This window comes from Janthinobacterium sp. TB1-E2 (genome assembly GCF_036885605.1).
GTDB lineage: Bacteria > Pseudomonadota > Gammaproteobacteria > Burkholderiales > Burkholderiaceae_D > Janthinobacterium > Janthinobacterium aestuarii.
Window position 1 is genome coordinate 4,142,433 of the sequence record NZ_CP142523.1, and the last position, 22,040, is coordinate 4,164,472.

Consider the following 22,040-nt stretch of genomic DNA (forward strand, 5'->3'; position numbering starts at 1 on the left):
CGCGCAGTTAATGCATCCAGCCAATTTTAATTCATGAAGCCAACTTTATTGTGTAAAAACAATAAATTAGCGATCTTTTTTTCACGCAGTTGACCTTACTGCGACAACACGGCTTGCAGGCGGCGCTGGACGTAATCGGGGTTATTGCCCGCGTTCGGGCAGCCGGCAGGCCCAGGCTGGTTGCAAGCGGTGGCCGTGATGGTCCAACTGGTCAAGGTGCCGGGACCGGTGCCGCGACTGCACTGCACGTTGACGGAAAAGATAGACAGCGAGGTGCCTGCAGGCAAGGCAAACGACTTGACGGGATCACACTGTCCATCGACCAACTGCCGGTACACGCCCCACTCGATACCTGCACGGGCGGCCTGCTCGGCGCGCACGCCCTGCACGTCCAGTGCAGACTCAACCTGCTGCAGGGTAAAAATATTCACCATCGCGGCGCCCAGACCCGCCAGCACCACCAACAGGAAAATCGCCGTGACCAGGCTGAAACCGCGCATGCGGCGCAAGGAAAATGTCGTCATGGCGTATTGCTGACCTGTACCTGCTGCACCAGGCGCAGCGTTCCCGTGTTGCTGTTTTCCGCGCCGAGGCTCAGCACGATGCTGAGCAAGCCGCGCGGCACATTTTTCAGTACTTCATAGGTAAAGCAACCTTCGGGCGGAGTTGCTTCCGTCGCGGGAACGCCAGACCTGCCAAGCGTGTTCTTCAGGATTTTTTGCGCCAGCAAGGCACGCACAGGAGCAGTCGACAGCGGCGCAGCCGCCGCATTGAGCGGCTGCGCTGCCTGGATGGTATAGCCGGAATAGCGCGTCAGGGTACCGGTCTGCGGATCACAAACATAGCTGACAGGCGTCGTCACGACCTGAAAACGGTGCGATGGCGAAGGAAATTTTTGCGGCGACTGCGCGAGGAAGGGATTGCCCTGCAAGGTCACCACGGCGCCGCTGACAGCCGCGACCTGCGCCAGATTGCAAATGCCGCCGTTGACAGCACAGCCGTAGGCGTCCGGCAGGTTATCGCCCATATTGTAGACGGCAATAAAGTCGCCGGGCGCGATCGCCGGCACGTTTCCGACGACAGTGAATTGATTGGGATCGACACCAGGGCCGACGGGATTGAAAGCCAGTACGGCCCCGAGGCCTGGCGGATCATCCTCAGACAGGTAGCGGCCGCCGGATTTCGTCAGCAGCAGCTCCAGGTACTTGCCATTCGTGCTGACACGCACACTATTGGGCAGCGCAAGACGCACGTCGCGCGCGATGCGCCGCACGGCCGTATCGGCCACGTCGGCCAGGTCGGCGCGGGCATTGGCATCAACATAACCTTGCACGGGCAGGCGTATGAACATGGCCACCATGCCGCCGATGATGCCGGTGATGACGATCACGATGATCATCTCCACCAGGGTAAAGCCGCGCGCGCGGCGCCGGGAAAAATAGATATTCATGGGATGCTGTTCGGCGCGTAGCGCGTGCGGTAGCCGTCGAGCACGACCTGCTGCTTGTCGCCATAAGCGACGCTGACCTGGATATGCAGCACATTCGGTGCCGCGATGCCGTTCAGCGCGACGGAATTCATGCTGACTGTCGCCGCATATTGGTTGGCAAGCGATGAAAAAGGATTGCCGGCCACATCCGTGGTGTACGTGATGGCGCTGCCATCCTTGGCCACGTAATCGTTGACGTTGTCATAAGGCCGCTGCGTTGCACCACCCTGTATCCCGGGCGCCTCCACGACACCACAGTCGGCCACACTGATGGCCGTCTCGGCTGCCGGGTCGTTCACTGCGCAAAAAGTAAACCGCGCGCCCTCGATTTCGTCGAGCATGCCTTCCGCAATGGCCAGCGCCTGCTTGCGCAGCTGCGGGTCGACGCTGTTGCGCGTCGTCAGGTCCATCACGCCGAGGATGCCCACCACCGCTACGCCCACAATGACGATGAAAAGCACCAGTTCGATCAAGGTCACGCCGGCCTGGGTGCGCCTGGCGGCATGGCGCCTAGCGGTACACATAGCCGGTCTCCGGTGATACCTTGATCTGGTATTGCTGCCCGCCACCCGCCACGGCCAGCACCAGTATCTCGCGAAAATCGCCATACACCGTGTAATACGGACGCCCCAGCGGGTCAAAGTAAAAGCCGGCGGGGCCGTCCGACAGCGTGACGGACGACGGCCATCCTTCGCACAGCCAGTTGCTCCACCCGCCGCAAGCGAGCAGGGTTTCCTTGCTGCCGCTGTTCGTGCCAGTGGGTGGCACGGTGCGGCTGGCCGGGCTGTCACAGGCCTGCGTGAAACACAGGGCCATGCTTTTGGCATTGATGCGGACATACACGGGACGGTTTTGCGCTACCGCAAGCTTTTGCCCATAGCGCACGATACTTGCCACCTGATCGCTGGCACTGCGCACATCAAAAGTGTCGCGCTGGAAAAACCGGTTGACGGCAAAGGTCGCCAGCAGGCCGGCGATCACCATCACGGCCACCAGTTCGATCAAGGTAAAGCCGCGCGCAGGCGTACGCCTCAGCGAGCCTGGCGGCACTGCGTGGCGATGCGGACAAACTGTCGGTGGCTGCTGCAATGGATGGCCCGTAAAAAAGCCCAACGGGCTGGCGCCTGGGGTTGGGCTGGTGGTGCGCAAGGAAAGCCGGGCATTAGCTGGCCATCCTTGCAAATCAGTGCAAATTATTTACAATCTGCAATATCCAGAGCAGGCGTGATGGTCGGCGCGCCACCTGCGGCAGTAGGGGCGACATAGGTAACCTTGCACCCTGTACGCGTTGCATCAGGCGTCACGACACCACCGGAAAACTTGTAATCAGGATCGGTCAAGCCTGCAGCATCGATGATGCTGGCAGTTGTCGGGTAGCCAAATGCACCCTCGATCTCCTTGCCTTCCATCTGCACCTTCGGCGTATCGACCGAGCCCTTGACCAGCCACTGCGCATGGTACAGCGCCGCACCCGCCTTCATGGCGCCTACCGCCGCATTCATCTTGGCAATACGCGCATCGGTCGACATGTCGATGAATTTAGGAATCGCCGTCGCCGCCAGGATGCCGAGGATCACGATGACGACGATCAGTTCGATCAGGGTAAAACCTGCCTGGGCGCCGCTTTTCATACTACGTAAAGACTTATTCATACCTGCTCTCCAAAATCAAATAAAAACATTAAAACCAACGCCATGAAACTGTCGCCGCACCGGACCAGGAAGCGCGTCAGTTTGCTGCCGAGTCCGGCGATTTCCACACCACGATATCGGGCTCCCGGGAGAGCTTGTCAAGATCGGCGTCCGCACCCGGCAAGGTTACCTTAAATTTCACTGAATCAACCCTTGTAGTGGGAAAAATATTGCCATTACTAAACAAATAGATAATTTTTTGTTCTTTTTTGTCGTACAACCAATTCCCTGCCGGTAATTTTGCAAGGTCCGGCTGCGCGAACTCGCCCAGGTAGTTGGCCGGTTTATCCATCAGCCAGTCGAACGGGTTTTGCCGCGCCAGCGCCGGCATTCTGTCGCGCCGGTCCGCCAGGTACAGCTGCAGCACCTGCACCCGCAAGCTGGTGCGCAAGACGCCGAGCATCTGGGCCACGGCCACCTGCTGCGCCTGCTGCTGGTAATAGCCGACCCGGTTCAACAATACCGCCACAAGGATGGCGAACACGCCCGCCACCACCGCCAGCTCGAACAGGGTGAAACCGCGCTGGCGGAACGGCTTTGCCATCAGTGCAGGGCCGCCCGGCCCAGGTCCCAGATCGGCAAGAAGATGCCCAGCGCCAGCACCAGCACCATGGCGCCGAGGAAGACGATCAAGATCGGCTCGATCTGCGCCGACAGGGTCTTCAATTCATAGTCGACTTCGCGTTCGTACATGTCCGCGATCTCGTCCATCAGGTCGTCGAGCGAACCGGATTCTTCGCCCACGGCGATCATCTGCAGTACCACGGGCGTAAACACGCCGGCCGCGACCGAGGTGCGCAAGATGCTTTCGCCCCGCTCGACACCGTCGCGCATCTGTTCCACGCGCGCGCTCAGGTAAGTATTGTCGACCGTTTGCGACACCACCGTCAGCGCCTGCACGATGGGCACGCCGCTCGTGCTCGACAAGGCAAAGCTGCGCGCAAAGCGGGCCATCGTCCCCTTCAGGATGATCTTGCCGGCGATCGGCAGGCGCAGCTTGGCGCGGTCCCATTTATATAGGCCCTCTTTCGTGCGCAGCCAGGCGCGCCAGCCGAAAAAGCCGCCCACGCCCAGCATCAGCAGGATGGGCCAGTACGTCACCGTGAAGCGCGACGTGCCGATCAGGATGCGCGTCATCAGGGGCAGTTCCGCGTGGAAGCTGGCGAACACTTTCTCGAACTGGGGAATGACGAAGATATTCACCACGATCATGGCGGCGAGCATGGCGAAGACGACGAAGGTCGGGTAGCGCGTCGCCGTTTTCACGCGCGCGCGCATGTCGCGGTCGAATTCCAGGTGGTTGAACAGGCGCAGGAACACTTCGTCGAGGCGCCCCGTCATTTCGCCCACGCGCACCATCGATAAGTAAAACGGCGTGAAGATCGTGGGATGGCGCGCCATGGCGGCCGACAGCTCACGCCCCGCGTCGAGCGACTCGCGCACATCCTTGATGATGCGTCCGAACGCTGGGCTGATGGCGGACTCCTGCAAGCCGGCCAGGCCGCGCATGATGGGCACACCCGCCTTGAGCAGGGTGTACAGCTGGCGGCTGAACAGCTGCACGTCCATGGGCGTGACTTTTTTCTCGGTCAGCCTGGCCCACCAGCCCAGCTGGTTGGCGCCGGCCTTCGTCACCGTCTGTTTCGTGGCGCTGATATCGACGGGCGTGCTGCCGCCCGCCATCAACTGGTCGGCCACGGCGCCGCTGTCGGCGCCTTCCATCACGCCGGTCAGCAGTTCGCCGCTGGCGCTACGTGCCTTGTAGGAGAAAAACGGCACCTCAATCCTCGCTCTGGTTGCTGATGCGCATCGCTTCCATCACCGTCGTGCGGCCCTGTACCACCAGTTGCACGGCGTGGCGGCGCAAGGTTTCGCCCGCCATCTGCGCCGTCGCCACCTTCATGAAATGCGATGGGTCGGCATGGTTGGCGGCATCGGCCACGGCGCGCGTGATTTCCAGTAATTCGTACACGCCTGTGCGGCCCCGGTAACCCATGCCGTTGCAATGCGAACAGCCCTTGCCGTGGAAATACTGGTTGCGCTCGACCAGCTCGCCCAGTTCCAGGCGCAGCCATTCGTATTCGTTCGGCGTGGGCTGGTACGGCGTGCTGCAGCTTTCGCAGATCACGCGCACCAGGCGCTGCGCCAGCACGGCTTGCAGCGAGCTGCCCACCATGTAGCGGGGCACGCCCATGTCCATCAGGCGCAGCGGCGTGCTGATGGCGTCGTTCGTATGCAGGGTCGACAGCACCAAGTGGCCCGTCATGGCGGCGCGCAGGCCGATTTGCGCCGTTTCCTGGTCGCGCATCTCGCCGACGAGCACGATGTCGGGATCTTGCCGCAGGGCCGAGCGCAGCACCCTGGCAAAGTTCAGCTCGATCTTCTCGTTCACTTGCACCTGGTTAATGCCAGGCAAGCGGTACTCGACGGGGTCCTCCACCGTGATGAGCTTTTTTTCCACGGAATTGAGTTCGGACAAGGCGCAGTACAAAGTCGTCGTCTTGCCGCTGCCGGTCGGCCCCGTTACCAGCACGAGGCCGTTCGGGCGGCTGACGATGGCGCGGAACTGCTGCACCAGCTTGGGCGGCATGCCGATGGCGTCCAGGCGCAAGGTCGTGCCGCCCTGGTTCAGCAAGCGCATCACGACGGATTCGCCGTACTGCGTGGGCATGGTGGAAATACGCACGTCGATGCGCTGGTTTTTCACGCGGATGGCGAAACGGCCATCCTGCGGCAAGCGCTTTTCGGAAATATCGAGGTCCGACATCAGTTTCAAGCGCAGCGCCAGCGAACTGGCGATCTTGCTGTCCGCTTCCGTCTGCAGGTGCAGCACGCCGTCGATGCGGAAACGGATTTGCAGCCGGCCTTCCTGCGGCTCGATGTGGATGTCCGAAGCGCGCACCTGCGTGGCATCCTCGAACACCGATTGCAGCAGCTTGACGATGGGCGCCTCTTCCAGGCCCGGATTGGCGGCCAGCGCGCCGAAGTCGACGGACACGTCGCCCAGGTCCTGCTCCAGCTCGCGCGTCAGGGTCGAGATATCTTCCGTGCGGCGGTAGATGCGGTCGATGGCGGCCAGCACTTCCGTCTCATTGACCACAGCCAGCTCGATCTGGCGCTTGACCAGGCGCGAAATTTCATCGTACGCGAACAGGTCGGTCGGATCGGACATGCCGACCAGCAAACCCTCGCGGCGGTCTTCCAGCACCAGCGCGCGGAAACGGCGCGCCTGGGTTTCCGGCAGCAGCCGCACCAGTTCGGGATTGATGTTGAAAAACTTCAGATTGATGTAGGGAATGTCGAGCTGGCGCGCCAGCGCGCCCGAAATCTGCTCTTCCGTAACGAAGCCGTGCTCGACAAAAACGCGGCCCAGCTTGCGTCCCGAACGCTTCTGTTCCGTCAAGGCCTGGCCCAACTGTTCTTCCGTCAGCAGTTTCTGCTGCACCAAAATTTCACCGAGCCGGACTTTCTCTGGCCTTGCCATTGCATACTCCTCGACAAACAAATTCCACAGACGATACACGCCAGCGGCGCGCGCAGGTATTTTATTCCAGAACCTGTTGTTTCTTAAAGAAAATACATTCCAACGTTTGATTTTTGCGCATTTCAACACACTGCAAGGAAACGCTTGCCGCCCACCTGCGCCCGTGGCAATAATGGCGGTCGTTCACCGCCTTTCCTGCCGACCATTGCCCCTATGAACGCCTGCGCCATCGAGTTCCACAACGTGCATCTGCAACTGGCGGGCAGCGCCGTGCTGCGCGGCATCGACCTGCAGGTGCGCGCGGGGGAACTGTTCGGCCTGGTCGGCGTGAATGGCGCGGGCAAGACTTCCCTGCTGAAATGCCTGCTCGACTTTTGCGCGCCCGAGCGGGGAGACATCGCCATTTTCGGCCAGCCGCACAGGCACGGCGCCGCGCGCCAGCCGCTGTCGTTTCTGCCGGAACGTTTCCAGGCGCCGTATTACCTGACGGGCGGCGACTTCCTGCGCTACCTGTCGCGCCTGCACGATGTGCGCCCCGATGCGCAAGCCGTGCAGCAAGTCGCGGGCGCACTGGACCTGGCGCCGGACGCCCTGCTGCGCCCCGCGCGCGAGTATTCGAAAGGCATGATGCAGAAACTGGGGCTGGCCGCGTGCCTGCTGTCGGGCAAGCGGCAACTGGTGCTGGATGAACCGATGAGTGGACTCGACCCGAAAGCGCGCGCGCAATTCAAGCAAGTGCTGCGGCAAGCGCGAACGCAAGGCCGTGGCGCCCTGCTCACTTCGCATGCGCTGGCCGACGTGGAAGAATTGTGCGACCGCATGGCCATCCTGCATGCGGGCCGCATCGTGTTTACAGGCACGCCCGCCGAATGCCGCGCCCGCCATGGCGGCGCGGAAGACGCCAGCCTGGAGCAGGCTTTCCTCAATTGCATCGCGACATGAACGCCGACACGCAGGTTTCCAGCCACTACGCGCCATCGCCGCACGGCATGTATCTGCGCCATTTCGGCTTACGCACGGCGCCGTTCGGCATCACGCCGGACCCGGCCTTTTTTTATAGGGGCAATACACGGGGCGAACTGCTCGACGCGCTGCTGTATGCCGTCACGCAAGGCGAAGGCATCATCAAGCTGACGGGCGAAGTGGGCAGCGGCAAGACCATGCTGTGCCGCATGCTGGCCGAGCGCCTGCCGCCCCAGGTCGACGTGCTGTACCTGCTCAATCCCTGCCTGGAGCCGGACGAAGTCCTGCACGCCATCGCCGCCGAACTGGGCCTGGAACTGGACGGTTGCCGCGCCGATGCCGTGCTGCGCGCCCTGCACGGCGAGCTGATCGCCCGGCATGCGGCGGGGCGCCAGGTGGTACTGCTGGCCGAAGAAGCGCAAGCCATGCCGGGCGCCACCCTGGAAGCGCTGCGCCTGCTGACGAATTTGGAAACGGCCAGCCACAAGCTGCTGCAGATCGTCCTGTTTGGCCAGCCGGAATTGCAGCACACCTTGGACTTGCCCCAGTTCCGCCAACTGAAGGAACGCATCACCCACAGTTTTACCGTGCCGCGCCTGCCGCAAGCCTTGCTGAACGATTATCTGGCCTGCCGCTTGGCCGCCGCCGGCCGCATGGCGCCGCTCGTCTTCACACCGTCCGCCCTGCGCCGGCTGGCGCACGCGGCGCAAGGCATCGTACGCAGGGTCAATATCCTGGCCGACAAGGCCTTGCTGGCCGCGTTTGCGGACGATGCGCAGGAAATCGGCGCACGCCACGTGCGCCTGGCCATTGCCGACAGTCCCTTCCACCGCCCGCCCTGGCATGCGGGCAAGCTGGTGGCGGGCGCCTTGAGCGCACTGATGCTGCTGCTGGCCGCTGCGCTGCTGTGGCAATGGCTGATGCCGGGCCAGGCAGCAGTCCCACGTACACCGCGGCCAGCGCAGCCAGCACCGTCGACGCTGCTCGACAGCAAGCTGGCCGAATCGCGCGGCTGGCTGGCGCGGCAAGGACCGCAGCAACTGGTGCTGCACATCACCAGCTTGCCCGCCACCGAAACGGCCGCGGCGGAAGCATTCCTGCAGCAGGCGCAGCAAGCCATCGGCTTGCGCGACCTGCACGTGTTTCGCCTGCCCGGCGCGGCGTCCGCGAACGCCGCCGAGCGCCTGGATATCGTCTACGGCAGCTTCGCCGACCGGGCCAGCGCCGAAGCTGTTTGGGCCCGGCTGGCCCCAACGTCGCCACAGAAAATATTGCTTAACGACATAGGTAGTATCCGCACGGAAATGAAAGCCGTGACACCGGCACAAACGGGACGTGGCGCCCCCTGACTTTATTTCGGTATATTGCCTTCCTGGCCTGCACAGCCGATTGCTTTTAGGCGATCATGCTGGGTAAAATTACAAAAGCACAACACGACTTCAAGGGCGAACTTTCCATGAATCAACACCCTATTCCTGTGCTGGCCTCCTGGGTCGCCCTCGCCTGCAGCACCGTGCTGTCCGGCTGCGCCACGCATCAAACGCCGCTGTCGCCTGCCCACATCAATACCCCGCCCCGCCCAGCCGGCGCCATTCCCGAACCGGTGCAGCAAAGCAGCGCGCTGGCCGCGCCCCTGCCTGCGCCCAAAGTGGAAACCTACAGCGTCACCGTGCACAAGGTGCCCGTGCAGTCGCTGCTGTTTGCGCTGGCGCGCGACGCGGGCATGAATGTCGACATCCACCCGCAGATCGAAGGCAGCGTCACCCTGAATGCGCTGAACCAGACCCTGCCGCAATTGCTGACGCGTATCGGCAAGCAAGTCGATATGCGCTACGAAATCGATGGCAAGAACCTGACGGTATTGCCCGACGCGCCCGTATGGCGCAATTACAAGGTCGATTACGTCAACATGGCGCGCAGCACCAACAGCAGCGTGAATATCGCCACGCAAATTTCCACGGCGGGCGGCGGGTCGAACAGCGCCAGCAACCCCGTCGGCGGCACGCAAGGCAGCGGCGGCAACGGCAATAACAACTCGACCACCCTGGTCGTGAATCGTTCGGAAAATAATTTCTGGTACAGCCTGGAAAAGAATATCCGCGACCTGCTGCGCGAGACCACACTCAACGATGTGCAGGTGGACCCGCTGGCGCAGCTGAACCAGCAGTTGACGAGCATGCCCGGTCAACAAGGGCAGCAGGGACAGCAGGGACAGCAAGGCCAGCCTTTCCAGCAGCAGAATCAGGCCGGCAATCAATACGGCAGCCAGGCGCCGATGCAGACTGGCGGCCAGTATGCGCCAGGCCAGCAGCAGGGCAATAGCAACGCGACCCCGTCCCAGCCGCTCGACGCGAACGGCCTGCCGCTGCTGAAACTGGCCAACAAGGGCAGCCCCTCGTCGGTCGTCGTCAACGTGGAAGGCGGCTTGATCGCCGTGCGGGCCACGGGCCGCCAGCACGAAAAGATCGCCGAATTCCTCGATGCGGTATTGCATAGCGCCAAGCGGCAAGTGCTGATCGAGGCGACCATCATGGAAGTGCGCCTGAGCAATGAATACCAGCAAGGCATCAACTGGTCGCGCCTGACGGGCAGCTTGCAGTTGCGGCAGCAGCAAGTGGGTACGACTGCCCTCAGCAGCGGCGTCACGCCCGGCGCCACGCCGGGTATCTTCGTGCTCAATTATCTGAAGGACAGTTTCAGCACGACCATCCAGCTGCTCGAGTCGTTCGGCAAGGTAAAAGTGCTGTCCAGCCCGAAGATCAGCGTGCTCAACAACCAGACGGCCATGCTGAAGGTGGTCGACAACAATGTCTTCTTTACCATCAAGGTAACGCCTGCCGTGATCAGCTCGACGGGCACCATCACCACGCCCGCCACGTATGAATCGAAACTGGAAACCGTGCCCGTCGGCTTCGTCATGAGCGTCACGCCGCAGATTTCCGACAGCGATGAAGTGACCCTGAACGTGCGCCCCACCATCACGCGCATCGTCGGCTATGAGCAGGACCCGAATCCGGCCCTGGCCGCGCTAAACGTGCGCAACCGCGTGCCCGTGATCCAGGCGCGCGAACTGGAATCGATCATGAAAGTGGGCAATGGCCAGATCGCCGTGATGGGCGGCCTGATGCAGGACTCCGTCGACAATGCCAAGGATGGCGTGCCGGGCCTGTCCAGCCTGCCCCTGGTCGGCAATTTGTTTACCTATCGCAATGAAGCAAGCAGCAAGACGGAACTGGTGATCTTCATGCGCCCCGTCGTCGTCAAGGATGCCAGCGTCGAGGGCGATTACCGCGACTACCGTTATCTGCTGCCCGGCCAGGCGCCGCTCAACAGCCAGCCGTACACGGATGGCCCGCCGGCGCCCGCCGTCCAGCCGCAGGCACGCCTGCAGGGAGACGTCCCATGAGCTTGCTGATGCAGGCGCTCAAGAAAGCCGAGCGCGCCAAGCAGAACAGCCTTTCCGACGAGGAACTGGAAAAGCCGTCCGAAGCCTACGACCAGGTGCTGGAACTGGCGCCGGCCGACGCCCCGCCGCCCCGTCCCGCGCCGGTTGCGCCACCGCCCGTGCAGCCGGCAAGCACCCTGCGCCTGGAACCGCTGCCGGACGCTCCGGCGCCGCAGCCCGAGTCGAGTAGCGCCCAGCCCGGTCCGCAAGCCGGCCCGCCCCCCGAGCCACCACGCGCCCGTCCGGAACCGCCGCCCGCCAAGCCACGCGCCAGCCGCAGCAATCCGCCGCCGAAAGGTCCCACCGGTCCCATCAGCGTCGACCCGGCCACCGTGCGCCTGGCCGTGCTGCTGGCGATCCTGCTGCTGGTGGCCGGCTCCATGGCGTACTGGTACTGGCGCGCCAGCAGCAGCCCCGGCGCGGGCGCCAACCTGCCCGGCGTACCCATGCCGCTGACGGACGCCCCGGGCACGTCCGGCGTTGCCGGGCCCATCGTGGTGCTGCCCGGGGCCGGCGGCGCCCTGCCGGATGCCACGGCGCCCGCACCGCTGCCGCAGGACATGCCGCGCGAACAGCGCCAGCCGGCCGGCGCAGCGGAACAGCAGGCGATGATACAAGCCGCCGCGCAAGCGGCCGTGGCCGCCCAGCTGGCGCAACTGCAGCCGCCTGCTCCGCCCAGCCTGCCACCGGTGGCCGCGCCCGACAACAGCCAGATTCAGGTAGTACGCAACGATACGGCGCCGCAGATCAACCCCGGCGTGCAGCAAGCCTACCAGGCTTTCAACGGAGGCCAGCTGGGCGCGGCGCGCCAGCAATATGAAAGCGTGCTGCAGCAGGACGCCAACAACCGCGATGCGCTGCTGGGCCTGGCAGCCGTGGCCCAGCGCGAGAACCAGGGCGCGCAGGCGGCGTCGCTGTACGTGCGTTTGCTGGAAATCAATCCTGATGATGGCGTAGCGCTGGCCGGCCTGATCGGCCTGCGCCAGGGCGACGTCGTGCAGAGCGAAGCAAAACTGAAAGCCATCCTGGCGCGTACCCCCGACAGCGGCCCCGTGCTGTTTGCACTGGGCAATGTGTACGCCAAGCAGCGCCGCTGGAACGAAGCGCAGCAGCAATTCTTCCGCGCCTACAGCGCCGCGCCCGGCAATCCCGACTATGCCTTCAACCTGGCCGTGGGCCTGGACCGGCTGAACCAGCCGAAACTGGCCGCCACCTATTACCAGCGCGCCTTGACCCTGGCGCAAACCACGCCGGCCGCGTTCGACCAGGCCGTCGTGCAAACGCGCTTGCGCGAACTGGCCGAGCCGGCCACCATCACACCCCGTCAGGAATAAGCACTACATGGCAGAACAGGCAAAACTTCCGCTGGGCAAATTGCTGATCCAGAAAGGCGTGATCAGCGAAGACCAGCTGCGCATCGCCCTGATCGAGCAGCGGCGCAGCAGCGAACCGCTGGGCAAGCTGCTGATCACGCTCGGTTTCGTTACGGAAGCCACCGTGCGCGAGGCGCTCAGCGAAAACCTGAAACAGGTCAGCGCGGACCTGTCGAGCCTGGTGGTCGACGCCATCGCCCTGAAACTGATCCCGAAGGACGTGGCCAAGCGCTACCGCGTCTTCCCCATCGTGTATGAACGGCAGGCGGACAATCTGATCCTGGCCATGGCCGACACCAGCAACATCGTCGCGCTCGACCAGATCAGCGCCATGCTGGTCAAGGGCATCACGATTTCCACCGTGCTCGTCAACGAGTCGGACATTTCGCGCGCCATCGACCAGTACTATGGCTTTGAACTGTCGATCGACGGCATCCTGCACGAAATCGAAACGGGGGAAGTCAGCTATCAGAGCATGGCTTCACCGTCGGACGAGTACAGCCAGCCCATGGTGCGCCTGATCGATGCGCTGCTGGCCGATGCCGTGCAAAACGGCGCCTCGGACATCCATTTCGAGCCGGAACAGTCGTTCCTGCGCATCCGCTACCGTATCGACGGCATCCTGCGGCAAATCCGCAGCCTGCACAAATCGTACTGGCCGGCCATGGCCGTGCGCCTGAAGGTGATGTCGAACATGAATATCGCCGAGGCGCGCGCGCCGCAGGATGGGCGCATCAGCATCAAGTTTTCCGGGCGGCAAATCGACTTCCGCGCGTCGGCGCAGCCCACCACGCATGGCGAAAACTTCGTGCTGCGCGTGCTGGACCGCCAGAAAGGCATCGTGCCGCTAGACGCCCTGGGCCTGGCCGAGGCGGAACTGAACTTGCTGAAACTGATGATCGCGCGGCCCGACGGCGTGATCCTCGTGACGGGCCCGACGGGCAGCGGCAAGACCACGACCCTGTATTCGATCATCAATCACATCAATACGGAAAGCGTCAACATCATGACCTTGGAAGACCCGGTCGAGTATCCGATGAACATGATACGCCAGACCTCCGTCAACGAATCCGTCAAGCTGGGCTTTGCCGACGGCATCCGCTCGATGATGCGGCAAGACCCGGACATCATTTTAGTTGGCGAGATCCGCGACCGCGAAACGGCGGAAATGGCCTTTGCCGCCGCCATGACGGGGCACCAGGTGTATTCCACCCTGCACACGAACTCGTCCATCGGCTCCATCTCGCGCCTGCTCGATATCGGCATCCTGCCCGATATCATGGCCGGCAACATCATCGGCATCGTGGCGCAGCGCCTCGTGCGTCGATTGTGTCCGCATTGCAAGGAGACCGTGATCGCCGACGACGTCGAGCGCCGCCTGCTGGGCTTGGCGGCAACCGATGCGCCCGTGTCCATCTGCCGTGCCGTCGGTTGCGAGCGCTGTGCGCACCAGGGTTACAAGGGCCGCCTGGCCATCATGGAAATCCTCAAGATGACGGCCGAACTCGATGAATTGACGGCGCGCCGCGCCAGTTCGCGCGAATTGAAGAATGCGGCGCGCGCGGGCGGCTTCAAGGGCCTCGTCGACGACGGCATGCGCCGCGTGATGGAAGGCGTCACCACGCTGGAAGAAGTGGGCCGCGTGGTCGACCTGACGGAAAGGCTGGCCTGATGGCGCAATATGTCTACCGCGCCATGGATGCCGCCGGCACATTGATTCCCGGCAGCATGGAGGCGGCCAACGTGCCGGACCTGGAAGCGCGCCTGCACCGCATGCAGCTCGACTTGATCGACTGCAAGATCACGGGCCAGTATCTGGTGCTGCTGGGCAAGCGGGTCATCCACCGCCGCGACCTGATCAATTTCTGCTTCCACATGGAGCAATTGACGGGCGCGGGCGTGCCCATCCTGGATGGCTTGAACGACTTGCGCGAAAGCACGGACCACCCACGCCTGCGCGAAGTCGTCACGGATCTGATCGAAAGCATCGAAGGCGGCCTGCCCCTGTCGGGCGCGCTGGCCCAGCATGGCGACATCTTCGACGCCACGTTCACCAGCCTGATACTGGCGGGCGAACAGAGCGGCAAGATCGCCGAAGTCTTCAAGAACCTGTCGGAAAGTCTGAAATGGCAGGACGAGCTGGCCTCGCAGACGCGCAAGATCATCATGTACCCGGTCATCGTGGCCATCGTCGTGGCGGCCGTGACGTTTTTCCTGATGATCTATCTGGTGCCTCAACTGACGGCGTTCATTCGCAACATGGGCGGCGAGCTGCCGCTTCACACGCGCGTGCTGATTGCCGTGTCGAATGTCTTCATCAATTACTGGTATGTGCTGCTGGCCTTGCCCGTGCTGCTGTTCTTCGGGCTGCGCGCGCTCATCCGCCGCAGCGAGGCGGCCCGCTATGCCTGGGATGGCTTGAAGCTGCGGCTGTGGCTGGTCGGACCTGTGCTGCACAAGATCATCCTGGCCCGCTTCGCCACGTTTTTCGCCCTGATGTATGCTTCCGGCATCACGATACTCGAATGCATCCGCCTGTCCGAAGGCATCGCCGGCAACCAGGTGGTGGCGGCGGGCCTGCGCCGCGCCGCGCAGCTGATCAGCGAGGGTTATGGCGTGACGGCCGCGTTCCAGCACACGGGCATCTTCCCGCCGCTCGTGATCCGCATGCTGAAGGTGGGCGAGGCCACGGGATCGCTGGACACGGCCTTGCGCAATGTCAGTTACTTTTACAACCGCGAAGTGAAGGAATTGATTGAAAAAGTGCAAGCCATGATCGAGCCGACCATGACGGTCATCCTGGGCCTGCTGCTGGGCTGGATCATGCTGTCGGTGCTGGGGCCGATCTACGACACCATCAGTACAATCAAGACCTGAGGCCGCCGTGTTCCGCAAACAATTACTCTACATCACCAGCGACGCCCTGTGCGCCTACGACTGGGACCACGGCGTGCTGGGCCAGGGCCAGGCCTTTCCCGCCAGCGCGGCCGGGCTGGACGGTTTCGCCGCGTGGCTGGAAGACCCGCAGGCGCACCGCCTCGACGTGCCCGCCTACCTGCTGACGGACTTGATCGAAGAGGATTTCCAGCGCCAGCTGCTGCCCCACGTGCGCGGCAAGGCGGGCCGAGCGCTGCTGGAGCGGCGCAAGCAGCAATTGCACCGCGATACGCCCTACCGGGGCAGCACCCTGCTGGGCCGTGAAAGCACGGGCCGCCACGACGACCAGGTGCTGTTCTTCGCCCTGACCAACCCATCCTTGCTGCAGCCGTGGACGGAGGCGCTCGAGCACCTGCGCGTGCCCGTGGCTGGCATCTATTCGACCAGCCTGCTCAGTATCGCGCTGGTCAAAAAGCTGTCGATCGCGCATGAACACTTGCTGCTCGTGACGCAGCAGTCGGGCGGCTTGCGGCAAAGCTACTATGAAAAGGGCCAACTGCGCTTTTCGCGCCAGACGGCCACCATCGCGCTCGACGGCGTGGCCGTGAATATTGCGCTGGAAACGGAAAAGACACGGCAATTTCTCACCAGCACGCGCATGCTGGCGCGCGGCGACGTCCTGAATACCGTCATCCTGGCGCCGGCCGCGCAGATCGCCAAGCTCGAACTGCTGTGCGACAACGGCGTCGAAGTGGCTTACCACTTCATCGACCTGCAACTGGCCGCCGAAAGAGTGGGCTTGCGCAAGACACCGGCGCTGGCCGATGAATTGCTGCTGACCTTGTTGGGCAAGCATCCGCCGTCCAGCCACTATCCGCCAGGCGCGCTGGCCCGCTACTACCACTTCCAGCGCGCGCGCAAGACGCTGTATGGCGCCAGCACGCTGATCGGCGCGTCGGCAGCCCTGTGGTGCGCGATTAACTTGCTCGGCGGCATAGCCGACGGGGCCGCCATCCAGCGCCTGGCGCAGGAAACGGCGTCCTACCAGGAGCGCTACCGCAGCGTCATGTCGACCCAGCCGCCGGCGCCGGCCAAGACGCAGAACATGAAAGTGGCCGTGACCCTCGGTCACATGATCGCCCGCCAGGCGCCGGAGCCGGGCCGGCTGCTGGGCATGCTGAGCGCCGCGCTGGACCAGGCGCCGCAGGTGGCGCTCGGCCAGCTGCACTGGCATGCGGGCCAGGCACCGGCGCGCGTAGCCGGCAATCAGCCGCCGCAACAGCAGCAACAGCAGCAAAGTACGGGCGGGCCGACCGGCAGCGCCCTGGCCGGCATTCCCGTCGCGCCGCCGCAGGCGCTGCGCCTGGAAGCGGACGTGGCCATGCCGAACAACGATTACCGCGCGGCCCTGGCCGCCATCACGGCCTTCGCGCAAACCCTGGCGCGCCAGCCGGGCTTGCAGGTGACGATCGAGGAAACGCCGCTCGACCTGCGCCCCAGCGCGGCCCTGTCCGGCAAGAGCGCCGTGCCGGCGCCAGCCAGCCAGGCCCGCTTCACCCTCTTGCTGGCGTGGCAGCCATGAGCGGCCCCGTCAAGCAGCCGCCCCTGCCCGGCATGCAGCGGACCAGCACGCCCGCGCGCGCCCTGCCCGCGTGGCTGGGCGAACTGCACCTGATACGCCGCGCCCTGCTGTGCTTTACCCTGACCATGCTGGCCAGCCTGGTGCTGCTGAGCCTGAGCATCGCCTACCGCGAGCGCGAGGCGCAGCAGCTGGACCTGGCCCAGCGCACGCGTTCGGCGGCCGCCATGCTGTTCAACCACGTGGAAGCGGAGAAGCAGGAAATCCGCGCCTATGAACCGCGATTCCTCGCCTTGCGCCAGCGCGGCCTGATCGGCGAGGAAAACCGCCTCGCCTGGATCGACGCCATCCGCCGCAGCCAGGAACAGCGCAAACTGCTGCCGATCAGCTATGACATCAGCCCGCAGCAAGGGCTGCAAGTGCCATTGCCCATGGTGATGGGGCAATATCATTTGCGCGGCAGCCGCATGCGCCTGCAGATGGATTTGCTGCACGAGATGGATTTGCTGAACCTGCTGGACGATTTGCGCCAGGCCGGCTATTTCGCCGTGCAGGATTGCTCGCTCAAGCGCCATGCCACGGCCGGCGCCGGGCCAGGCAGCGGCGGTGCGAGCGGGGCGGCGCCCACCTTGGGCGCCGAATGCGAGCTGCTGTGGCTGACCCTGGGCAGCACGCCCGTGCCGGGGCGGCCATGAAGCGCACCCTCGTCCTGTGTGCGCTGCTGGCTGGCGCCGCGCTCACGGCCCAGGCGCAGCCACCGCAACTGGGGCGCTTGTTCCTGTCGCCCGAGCAGCGCGCCCAGCTCGACGCGCAGCGCTACGGCCCGCCGGCGCCCGATCCGGCCCTGGCGGCACCGCCGTCCCCGCCGCCACCGCCGCCGCCCGCCCCGCCCGTGGAATTGAATGGCGTGGTACAGCGCAGCAGCGGCCGCACCACCGTCTGGCTGAACCAGGAAGCGCAGAACGAGCCGCACAACCATCTCGCGCGTGGCCAGCCAGGCACCCTGACCTTGCGCCTGTCGAACGGCCAGGTGCTGCTGCTCAAACCGGGCCAGCGCTACGATCCGGCCAGCGGCACGGTCACCGAGGCGCCGCCATGACGCCGCGCCAAGCGCATCGTCAACTTCGTCGCCAGCGCGGCGCCGCCCTGCTGCTGCTGGTGGCCGTGCTGGGCCTGGGCACGGCCAGCCTGCTGATCAGCGCATTCGGGCGCAACACGGGCGAAGCCGAACGCCAGCAGCGCACCCTGGCCGCCCTGGCGCAGGCGCGCGACGCCTTGCTGGGCTTTGCGGCGGCCAATGGCCGCCTGCCCCGTCCGGCCGCCTCCGCCCTCGACGGGCGCGAACGGGCCGCCGACTGCGCCAACGATACCGAGTGCAGCGGCTTTTTGCCGTGGGTCGCGCTGGGCGTGGATGGCGTGGATGCCTGGGGCAAGCTGCTGCGCTACAGCGTCACGCCGGAAATGGCGCGCGCGCCCATCGTCTCCTTTTCCGCCGTCGCCAACAGAGTCGTGCTCACGCGCGACGGCCGCGGCGCCATCTCCTTCGTGGCGGGACAGGAGCAGTGCGACGTCAGCGCCCAGTGCCTGCCCGTCGTGCTGTTCTCGCAAGGCAAGGATCACTATGGCACGGCCGCCAGCGGCGTGCCGCAGATCAATACGGCGCGCGGCAATATCGATGAAGCGGCCAACGACAGCGCCAGCCGCAGCTTCATCACCCGCCCCGCCACCGACCTTGCCACGCTGCCCGGTGGCGCCTTTGACGACATGCTGACCTGGATTACCTTGCCTACCCTGTACCAACGCATGCGCGCCGCGCGCAACCTGCCATGAGCGCCCGCCATCCGCGCCGCCCGGGCGGCTTTTCCCTGATCGAGATCGCCATCGTGCTCGTCATCGTCGGCCTGATGATAGGCGGCCTGGTCACGCCGTTGACGGTGCAACTGGAACAGCGCAAGGTGGCCGAGACGCAGCAGGCGCTGAATGAAGCGAAGGAAGCGCTGACGGGCTACGCGCTGCGCTACGGCTATCTGCCGTGTCCCGCCATTTCCGCAATGAGCGGCCTGGAAGACCGGCGCGGCACGCGCTGCACGGGCGAAAAACGCGCGGGCTTCCTGCCCTGGGCCACCCTGGGGCTGCGCCAGGGTGACAGCTGGAACAATCTGTTCCGTTACAGCGTCACGCCGGCCTTCAGCGACAGCGAGCAGCAGTTCAACCTGGGCACGCCGCGCGACATCAGCATCGTCACGCGCAACGGCGGCGCGCTGCTGCAGGCGACGGCCTTGCGGGACATCCCCGCCATGATCATGTCGCATGGGAAAAACGGTTTCGGCGCCACGGGCGTGCAGGGCCAGCGCCAGGCTGTGCCTTTCGGCAACAATGTCGACGAGCGCAACAATGCATCGAACGCCACCACCTTCATCAGCCGCGCCGCCAGCGGCCCGCAGCAGCCGGGCGGCGAGTTCGACGATATCATCGTCTGGCTGTCGCCCAACATCCTGTTCAACCGCATGGTGGCGGCGCAAAGGCTGCCCCGCTGATGCGCATGCTCTTGCCCTCGTTCACCATCGCCCGCTACACGCTGCTCGAAGCGCTGCGCAGCCGCCTGCCGTGGCTGTTCGTGCTGGTGGCCTGCGCTTGCGCCGGCCTGGCCGGCTTCCTGCAGCAACTGGCGCTGACGGAAAGCGGCGCCGTGCAAACGTCCCTGCTGGCCGCCGCATTGCGCCTGGCCAGCGTCTTCCTGCTGGCCACGTTCATCATCACCAGCATGGCGCGCGAAGCGGCCGACCGGGGCCTCGAATTGCTGCTGGCGCTACCCATGCCGCGCGCGGCCTACCTGCTGGGCAAACTGCTGGGCTACGGGGCGCTGGCGGCCGTGCCCGCCGTGCTGTTCGGCCTGATGATGGCGCTGTTCGCCGCACCCGCGCAAAGCGCGCTGTGGGCGCTGTCCCTGCTGGGTGAACTGTGGATCGTCGCCGCCTTCAGCCTGCTGTGCGCGGCCAGCCTGCAGCAGGCCTTGCCCGCGCTGGCCGCCACGGGCGGCTTCTATGTGCTGGCGCGCATGCTGGGCAGCCTGCAACTGCTGGCGCACGGCCCCCAAGCGGGCGAGTCATGGCCGCAGCGGGCCACGGCCGGCGCCATCGACATGCTGGCCTTGCTGCTGCCCCGCCTCGACGCCTTTACGCGCACGGAATGGCTGCTGTACGCGACCGGCGACTGGCAAGCCCTGGCCGGCGTGGCGGCGCAAACGGCCATCTATGTGGCCTTGCTGGCCAGTTGCGCGCTGTGCGACTTTTACCGCAGGAACATCTGATGGCCGCCGCCCAGCGTCCCTGGACCAGCGTGCCGCGCCCCCTGTGCTGGCTGCTGGCGGCCTGCCTGCTGCTGCAGCTGGGCTGGCGCCTGGCGCAGCAGCACGCCCCCGCACAGGCGCGGCCCCTGCCCGCCGCGCCGCCACCTGGCGTGGCGCGCCTGGCCAGCCTGGGCGAACCGCTGGCCATGTCGAAGGCCATGCTGCTGTACCTGCAGTCGTTCGAGGACCAGCCCGGCGTCAGCCTGCCGTGGCGCGCGCTCGACTATGACCGCCTGGCCGGCTGGCTGGAAACGGCGCAAACGCTCGACCCGCGCAGCCGCTACGCGCTGGTGGCCGCCAGCGAAGTCTACGCGGGCGTGGCCGATCCGCAGCGCGCGCGGCGCATGCTGGCCTTTGTCGCCGCCAGCTTCGCGGCCAACCCGCAGCAGCGCTGGCCCGCGATGGCGCAGGCGGTGCTGGTGGCGAAGCACCAGCTGCACGACCTGCCGCTGGCGCTCGGCTATGCGCGTGCGCTGCGCCAGCTGGCGACGGGGCCGCACGTGCCGCCGTGGGTGCGCGAAATGGAAGCGTTCATCCTGGAAGACATGGACCAGCTCGACAGCGCCCGCCTCGTGATCGGCGGGCTGATCGCCAGCGGCCAGATCAGCGACCCGCACGAGCTCGCTTTCCTTGCGCGCAAGCTCGATGAACTGGCCAAAAAGAAAGCCAGGCCATGCGCGCGCGGCGCCATTTGCAGTAAACTGCCATTCTGAAGACGCCACACCAGGCACCAGCACTTTTTTCCAAGGAAATCCCATGCTCCCACGCCGCCAGCACGGCTTTACGCTCGTAGAAATCGCCATCGTCCTGGTCATCATCGGCTTGCTGCTCGGTGGCGTGCTCAAGGGACAAGGCTTGATCGACAGCGCCAAGGTGAAAAACATCATCCAGCAGTCGAATGCGCTGACGGCCGCCGTCAACGCCTATCAGGACAAGTTCCGCGCCCTGCCCGGCGACGATATCCAGGGCACCGTGCATGTGCCCAATTCGGCCGGCAACGGCAATGGCGATGGCCAGATCGGCGACGGCCAGCCGCGCGAATTCACCTTGGCGCCGCAGCACCTGGCGCTGGGCGGCTTCATCACAGGCTCGTTCAACGGCACCTCACAATTCATGACCAGCGCCCAGGGCGGCGCCGTCTACCTGTACAACGACGAAGTGGGCGGCCGGGCCGGCAACGGCATCCGTTTCGACAACCTGCCCGAAAGCTATGCCGAGCAGATCGACAGCAAACTCGACGATGGCGTGGCCAGCACGGGCAGCGTCCGGGCGAACATGCCCTATGGCAATGCCGGTGCTATCATTCCCCGCACCGCCGTATTTTTCTGAGCCACCAGTCACTATCGAAGGAATACCATGTCACTGCACCGCACACTCATCGTCTCCCTGGCCGCCTGCGCCGCGCTGGCCGGCAGCGCGCAAGCCCAATATGTGGGACCGACGACCGGCCCGGCCGCGCCCGCCAATGTGGCCGCCATCCTGAAAAATCCCGTCGACGACCAGGCTGTTGTGCTGCGCGGCAACCTGCTGCGCAAAGTGGGCAACGAGAAATATACCTTCTCAGACGGCACGGCGGAAATCCGCGTGGACATCGACGACAAGGTCTTCATGAACCGCAAGATCGACGCCAGGACCCGCGTGGAAATCCGTGGCGAAGTGGAAAAAGATTTCATGGAAAGCCCGGAAATCGATGTCGACGTACTGACCGTCGTCCCGTAAGCTGCCTTGCCATCCCGCCGCCATGGCGGGATGGGCGTCACCCTCTTCTGTATGCCTTGCGCAACCTTTTT

General features: G+C 64.6%; 23 protein-coding genes. 15 read left to right on the forward strand and 8 right to left on the reverse strand.

Features of this window, described 5'->3' with window-relative positions:
- Positions 1-95 precede the first annotated feature (95 nt).
- The 8 genes from OPV09_RS18595 to OPV09_RS18630 all read right to left on the reverse strand — a co-directional run bounded on the left by OPV09_RS18595 (position 96) and on the right by OPV09_RS18630 (position 6,664).
- On the reverse strand, positions 96-524 hold the full coding sequence (locus tag OPV09_RS18595; protein WP_319991321.1) for an agglutinin biogenesis protein MshP: 429 nt from the start codon (positions 522-524) through the stop codon (positions 96-98).
- On the reverse strand, positions 521-1,450 hold the full coding sequence (locus tag OPV09_RS18600) for a prepilin-type N-terminal cleavage/methylation domain-containing protein (RefSeq protein WP_338679061.1): 930 nt from the start codon (positions 1,448-1,450) through the stop codon (positions 521-523). The genes OPV09_RS18595 and OPV09_RS18600 overlap by 4 nt, the downstream gene beginning before the upstream one ends.
- Complete coding sequence (locus OPV09_RS18605) at positions 1,447-2,013, reverse strand: type II secretion system protein (protein ID WP_338679062.1); 567 nt, start codon at positions 2,011-2,013, stop codon at positions 1,447-1,449. Before OPV09_RS18605 ends, OPV09_RS18600 begins: the two co-directional genes overlap by 4 nt.
- Positions 2,000-2,539: a prepilin-type N-terminal cleavage/methylation domain-containing protein gene (locus OPV09_RS18610; protein WP_319991318.1), complete on the reverse strand. Its 540-nt coding sequence runs from the start codon at positions 2,537-2,539 to the stop codon at positions 2,000-2,002. Before OPV09_RS18610 ends, OPV09_RS18605 begins: the two co-directional genes overlap by 14 nt.
- A 143-nt stretch (positions 2,540-2,682) precedes the next feature.
- Entirely contained in the window at positions 2,683-3,141 is a 459-nt protein-coding gene (locus OPV09_RS18615) for a type II secretion system protein (RefSeq protein ID WP_319991317.1), read from the reverse strand.
- Between the two features lie 76 nt (positions 3,142-3,217).
- A complete protein-coding gene (locus OPV09_RS18620; protein WP_051991622.1) occupies positions 3,218-3,724 on the reverse strand; it encodes a type II secretion system protein in 507 nt (168 codons plus the stop codon).
- A complete protein-coding gene (locus tag OPV09_RS18625; protein ID WP_070305054.1) occupies positions 3,724-4,959 on the reverse strand; it encodes a type II secretion system F family protein in 1,236 nt (411 codons plus the stop codon). Before OPV09_RS18625 ends, OPV09_RS18620 begins: the two co-directional genes overlap by 1 nt.
- A 1-nt stretch (position 4,960) precedes the next feature.
- A complete protein-coding gene (locus OPV09_RS18630; RefSeq protein WP_070305056.1) occupies positions 4,961-6,664 on the reverse strand; it encodes a GspE/PulE family protein in 1,704 nt (567 codons plus the stop codon).
- Between the two features lie 213 nt (positions 6,665-6,877).
- Between OPV09_RS18630 and OPV09_RS18635 the strand changes: the two genes are divergently transcribed.
- The 15 genes from OPV09_RS18635 to OPV09_RS18705 all read left to right on the forward strand — a co-directional run bounded on the left by OPV09_RS18635 (position 6,878) and on the right by OPV09_RS18705 (position 21,969).
- A complete protein-coding gene (locus OPV09_RS18635; RefSeq protein WP_338679064.1) occupies positions 6,878-7,606 on the forward strand; it encodes an ABC transporter ATP-binding protein in 729 nt (242 codons plus the stop codon).
- Complete coding sequence (locus tag OPV09_RS18640) at positions 7,603-8,976, forward strand: ExeA family protein (RefSeq protein ID WP_338679065.1); 1,374 nt, start codon at positions 7,603-7,605, stop codon at positions 8,974-8,976. The genes OPV09_RS18635 and OPV09_RS18640 overlap by 4 nt, the downstream gene beginning before the upstream one ends.
- 107 nt (positions 8,977-9,083) lie before the next feature.
- Positions 9,084-11,033 carry a pilus (MSHA type) biogenesis protein MshL gene (gene mshL / locus OPV09_RS18645; protein ID WP_338679066.1) on the forward strand — a complete coding sequence of 650 codons (1,950 nt, stop codon included), beginning with the start codon at positions 9,084-9,086 and terminating at the stop codon, positions 11,031-11,033.
- On the forward strand, positions 11,030-12,406 hold the full coding sequence (locus OPV09_RS18650; RefSeq protein ID WP_070304940.1) for a tetratricopeptide repeat protein: 1,377 nt from the start codon (positions 11,030-11,032) through the stop codon (positions 12,404-12,406). The genes mshL and OPV09_RS18650 overlap by 4 nt, the downstream gene beginning before the upstream one ends.
- A gap of 7 nt (positions 12,407-12,413) precedes the next feature.
- Positions 12,414-14,117 carry a GspE/PulE family protein gene (locus OPV09_RS18655; protein ID WP_034755312.1) on the forward strand — a complete coding sequence of 568 codons (1,704 nt, stop codon included), beginning with the start codon at positions 12,414-12,416 and terminating at the stop codon, positions 14,115-14,117.
- Positions 14,117-15,322 carry a type II secretion system F family protein gene (locus OPV09_RS18660; RefSeq protein WP_034755309.1) on the forward strand — a complete coding sequence of 402 codons (1,206 nt, stop codon included), beginning with the start codon at positions 14,117-14,119 and terminating at the stop codon, positions 15,320-15,322. The genes OPV09_RS18655 and OPV09_RS18660 overlap by 1 nt, the downstream gene beginning before the upstream one ends.
- A 7-nt stretch (positions 15,323-15,329) precedes the next feature.
- Positions 15,330-16,904 carry a hypothetical protein gene (locus tag OPV09_RS18665; protein WP_338679067.1) on the forward strand — a complete coding sequence of 525 codons (1,575 nt, stop codon included), beginning with the start codon at positions 15,330-15,332 and terminating at the stop codon, positions 16,902-16,904.
- On the forward strand, positions 16,901-17,596 hold the full coding sequence (locus tag OPV09_RS18670) for a hypothetical protein (protein WP_338679068.1): 696 nt from the start codon (positions 16,901-16,903) through the stop codon (positions 17,594-17,596). The genes OPV09_RS18665 and OPV09_RS18670 overlap by 4 nt, the downstream gene beginning before the upstream one ends.
- Positions 17,593-18,000 (forward strand): hypothetical protein, encoded by a 408-nt coding sequence (locus OPV09_RS18675; protein WP_319991309.1) that lies wholly within the window; start codon positions 17,593-17,595, stop codon positions 17,998-18,000. The genes OPV09_RS18670 and OPV09_RS18675 overlap by 4 nt, the downstream gene beginning before the upstream one ends.
- Positions 17,997-18,731: a hypothetical protein gene (locus OPV09_RS18680; protein WP_338679069.1), complete on the forward strand. Its 735-nt coding sequence runs from the start codon at positions 17,997-17,999 to the stop codon at positions 18,729-18,731. Before OPV09_RS18675 ends, OPV09_RS18680 begins: the two co-directional genes overlap by 4 nt.
- Positions 18,728-19,438, forward strand: coding sequence for a type II secretion system protein (locus tag OPV09_RS18685; RefSeq protein WP_338679070.1), 711 nt, complete (start codon positions 18,728-18,730; stop codon positions 19,436-19,438). Before OPV09_RS18680 ends, OPV09_RS18685 begins: the two co-directional genes overlap by 4 nt.
- Entirely contained in the window at positions 19,438-20,211 is a 774-nt protein-coding gene (locus OPV09_RS18690) for an ABC transporter permease (protein ID WP_338679071.1), read from the forward strand. Before OPV09_RS18685 ends, OPV09_RS18690 begins: the two co-directional genes overlap by 1 nt.
- Positions 20,211-20,963: a hypothetical protein gene (locus tag OPV09_RS18695; RefSeq protein ID WP_338679072.1), complete on the forward strand. Its 753-nt coding sequence runs from the start codon at positions 20,211-20,213 to the stop codon at positions 20,961-20,963. The genes OPV09_RS18690 and OPV09_RS18695 overlap by 1 nt, the downstream gene beginning before the upstream one ends.
- A 43-nt stretch (positions 20,964-21,006) precedes the next feature.
- Positions 21,007-21,579, forward strand: coding sequence for a prepilin-type N-terminal cleavage/methylation domain-containing protein (locus OPV09_RS18700; RefSeq protein WP_034755294.1), 573 nt, complete (start codon positions 21,007-21,009; stop codon positions 21,577-21,579).
- A 27-nt stretch (positions 21,580-21,606) separates the two neighbouring features.
- Complete coding sequence (locus OPV09_RS18705) at positions 21,607-21,969, forward strand: YgiW/YdeI family stress tolerance OB fold protein (protein WP_072453269.1); 363 nt, start codon at positions 21,607-21,609, stop codon at positions 21,967-21,969.
- The last annotated feature ends 71 nt before the right edge of the window (positions 21,970-22,040 follow it).

Coding starts and splice junctions, on each gene's coding strand:
- mshL (WP_338679066.1), top strand. CDS start 9,084: ATGAATCAACACCCTATTCCTGTGCTGGCCTCCTGGGTCGCCCTCGCC.
- OPV09_RS18605 (WP_338679062.1), bottom strand. CDS start 2,013: ATGTGTACCGCTAGGCGCCATGCCGCCAGGCGCACCCAGGCCGGCGTG.
- OPV09_RS18705 (WP_072453269.1), top strand. CDS start 21,607: ATGTCACTGCACCGCACACTCATCGTCTCCCTGGCCGCCTGCGCCGCG.
- OPV09_RS18630 (WP_070305056.1), bottom strand. CDS start 6,664: ATGGCAAGGCCAGAGAAAGTCCGGCTCGGTGAAATTTTGGTGCAGCAG.
- OPV09_RS18595 (WP_319991321.1), bottom strand. CDS start 524: ATGACGACATTTTCCTTGCGCCGCATGCGCGGTTTCAGCCTGGTCACG.
- OPV09_RS18680 (WP_338679069.1), top strand. CDS start 17,997: ATGACGCCGCGCCAAGCGCATCGTCAACTTCGTCGCCAGCGCGGCGCC.
- OPV09_RS18690 (WP_338679071.1), top strand. CDS start 19,438: ATGCGCATGCTCTTGCCCTCGTTCACCATCGCCCGCTACACGCTGCTC.
- OPV09_RS18615 (WP_319991317.1), bottom strand. CDS start 3,141: ATGAATAAGTCTTTACGTAGTATGAAAAGCGGCGCCCAGGCAGGTTTT.
- OPV09_RS18660 (WP_034755309.1), top strand. CDS start 14,117: ATGGCGCAATATGTCTACCGCGCCATGGATGCCGCCGGCACATTGATT.
- OPV09_RS18620 (WP_051991622.1), bottom strand. CDS start 3,724: ATGGCAAAGCCGTTCCGCCAGCGCGGTTTCACCCTGTTCGAGCTGGCG.
- OPV09_RS18600 (WP_338679061.1), bottom strand. CDS start 1,450: ATGAATATCTATTTTTCCCGGCGCCGCGCGCGCGGCTTTACCCTGGTG.
- OPV09_RS18700 (WP_034755294.1), top strand. CDS start 21,007: ATGCTCCCACGCCGCCAGCACGGCTTTACGCTCGTAGAAATCGCCATC.
- OPV09_RS18655 (WP_034755312.1), top strand. CDS start 12,414: ATGGCAGAACAGGCAAAACTTCCGCTGGGCAAATTGCTGATCCAGAAA.
- OPV09_RS18675 (WP_319991309.1), top strand. CDS start 17,593: ATGAAGCGCACCCTCGTCCTGTGTGCGCTGCTGGCTGGCGCCGCGCTC.
- OPV09_RS18635 (WP_338679064.1), top strand. CDS start 6,878: ATGAACGCCTGCGCCATCGAGTTCCACAACGTGCATCTGCAACTGGCG.
- OPV09_RS18640 (WP_338679065.1), top strand. CDS start 7,603: ATGAACGCCGACACGCAGGTTTCCAGCCACTACGCGCCATCGCCGCAC.
- OPV09_RS18670 (WP_338679068.1), top strand. CDS start 16,901: ATGAGCGGCCCCGTCAAGCAGCCGCCCCTGCCCGGCATGCAGCGGACC.
- OPV09_RS18650 (WP_070304940.1), top strand. CDS start 11,030: ATGAGCTTGCTGATGCAGGCGCTCAAGAAAGCCGAGCGCGCCAAGCAG.
- OPV09_RS18695 (WP_338679072.1), top strand. CDS start 20,211: ATGGCCGCCGCCCAGCGTCCCTGGACCAGCGTGCCGCGCCCCCTGTGC.
- OPV09_RS18685 (WP_338679070.1), top strand. CDS start 18,728: ATGAGCGCCCGCCATCCGCGCCGCCCGGGCGGCTTTTCCCTGATCGAG.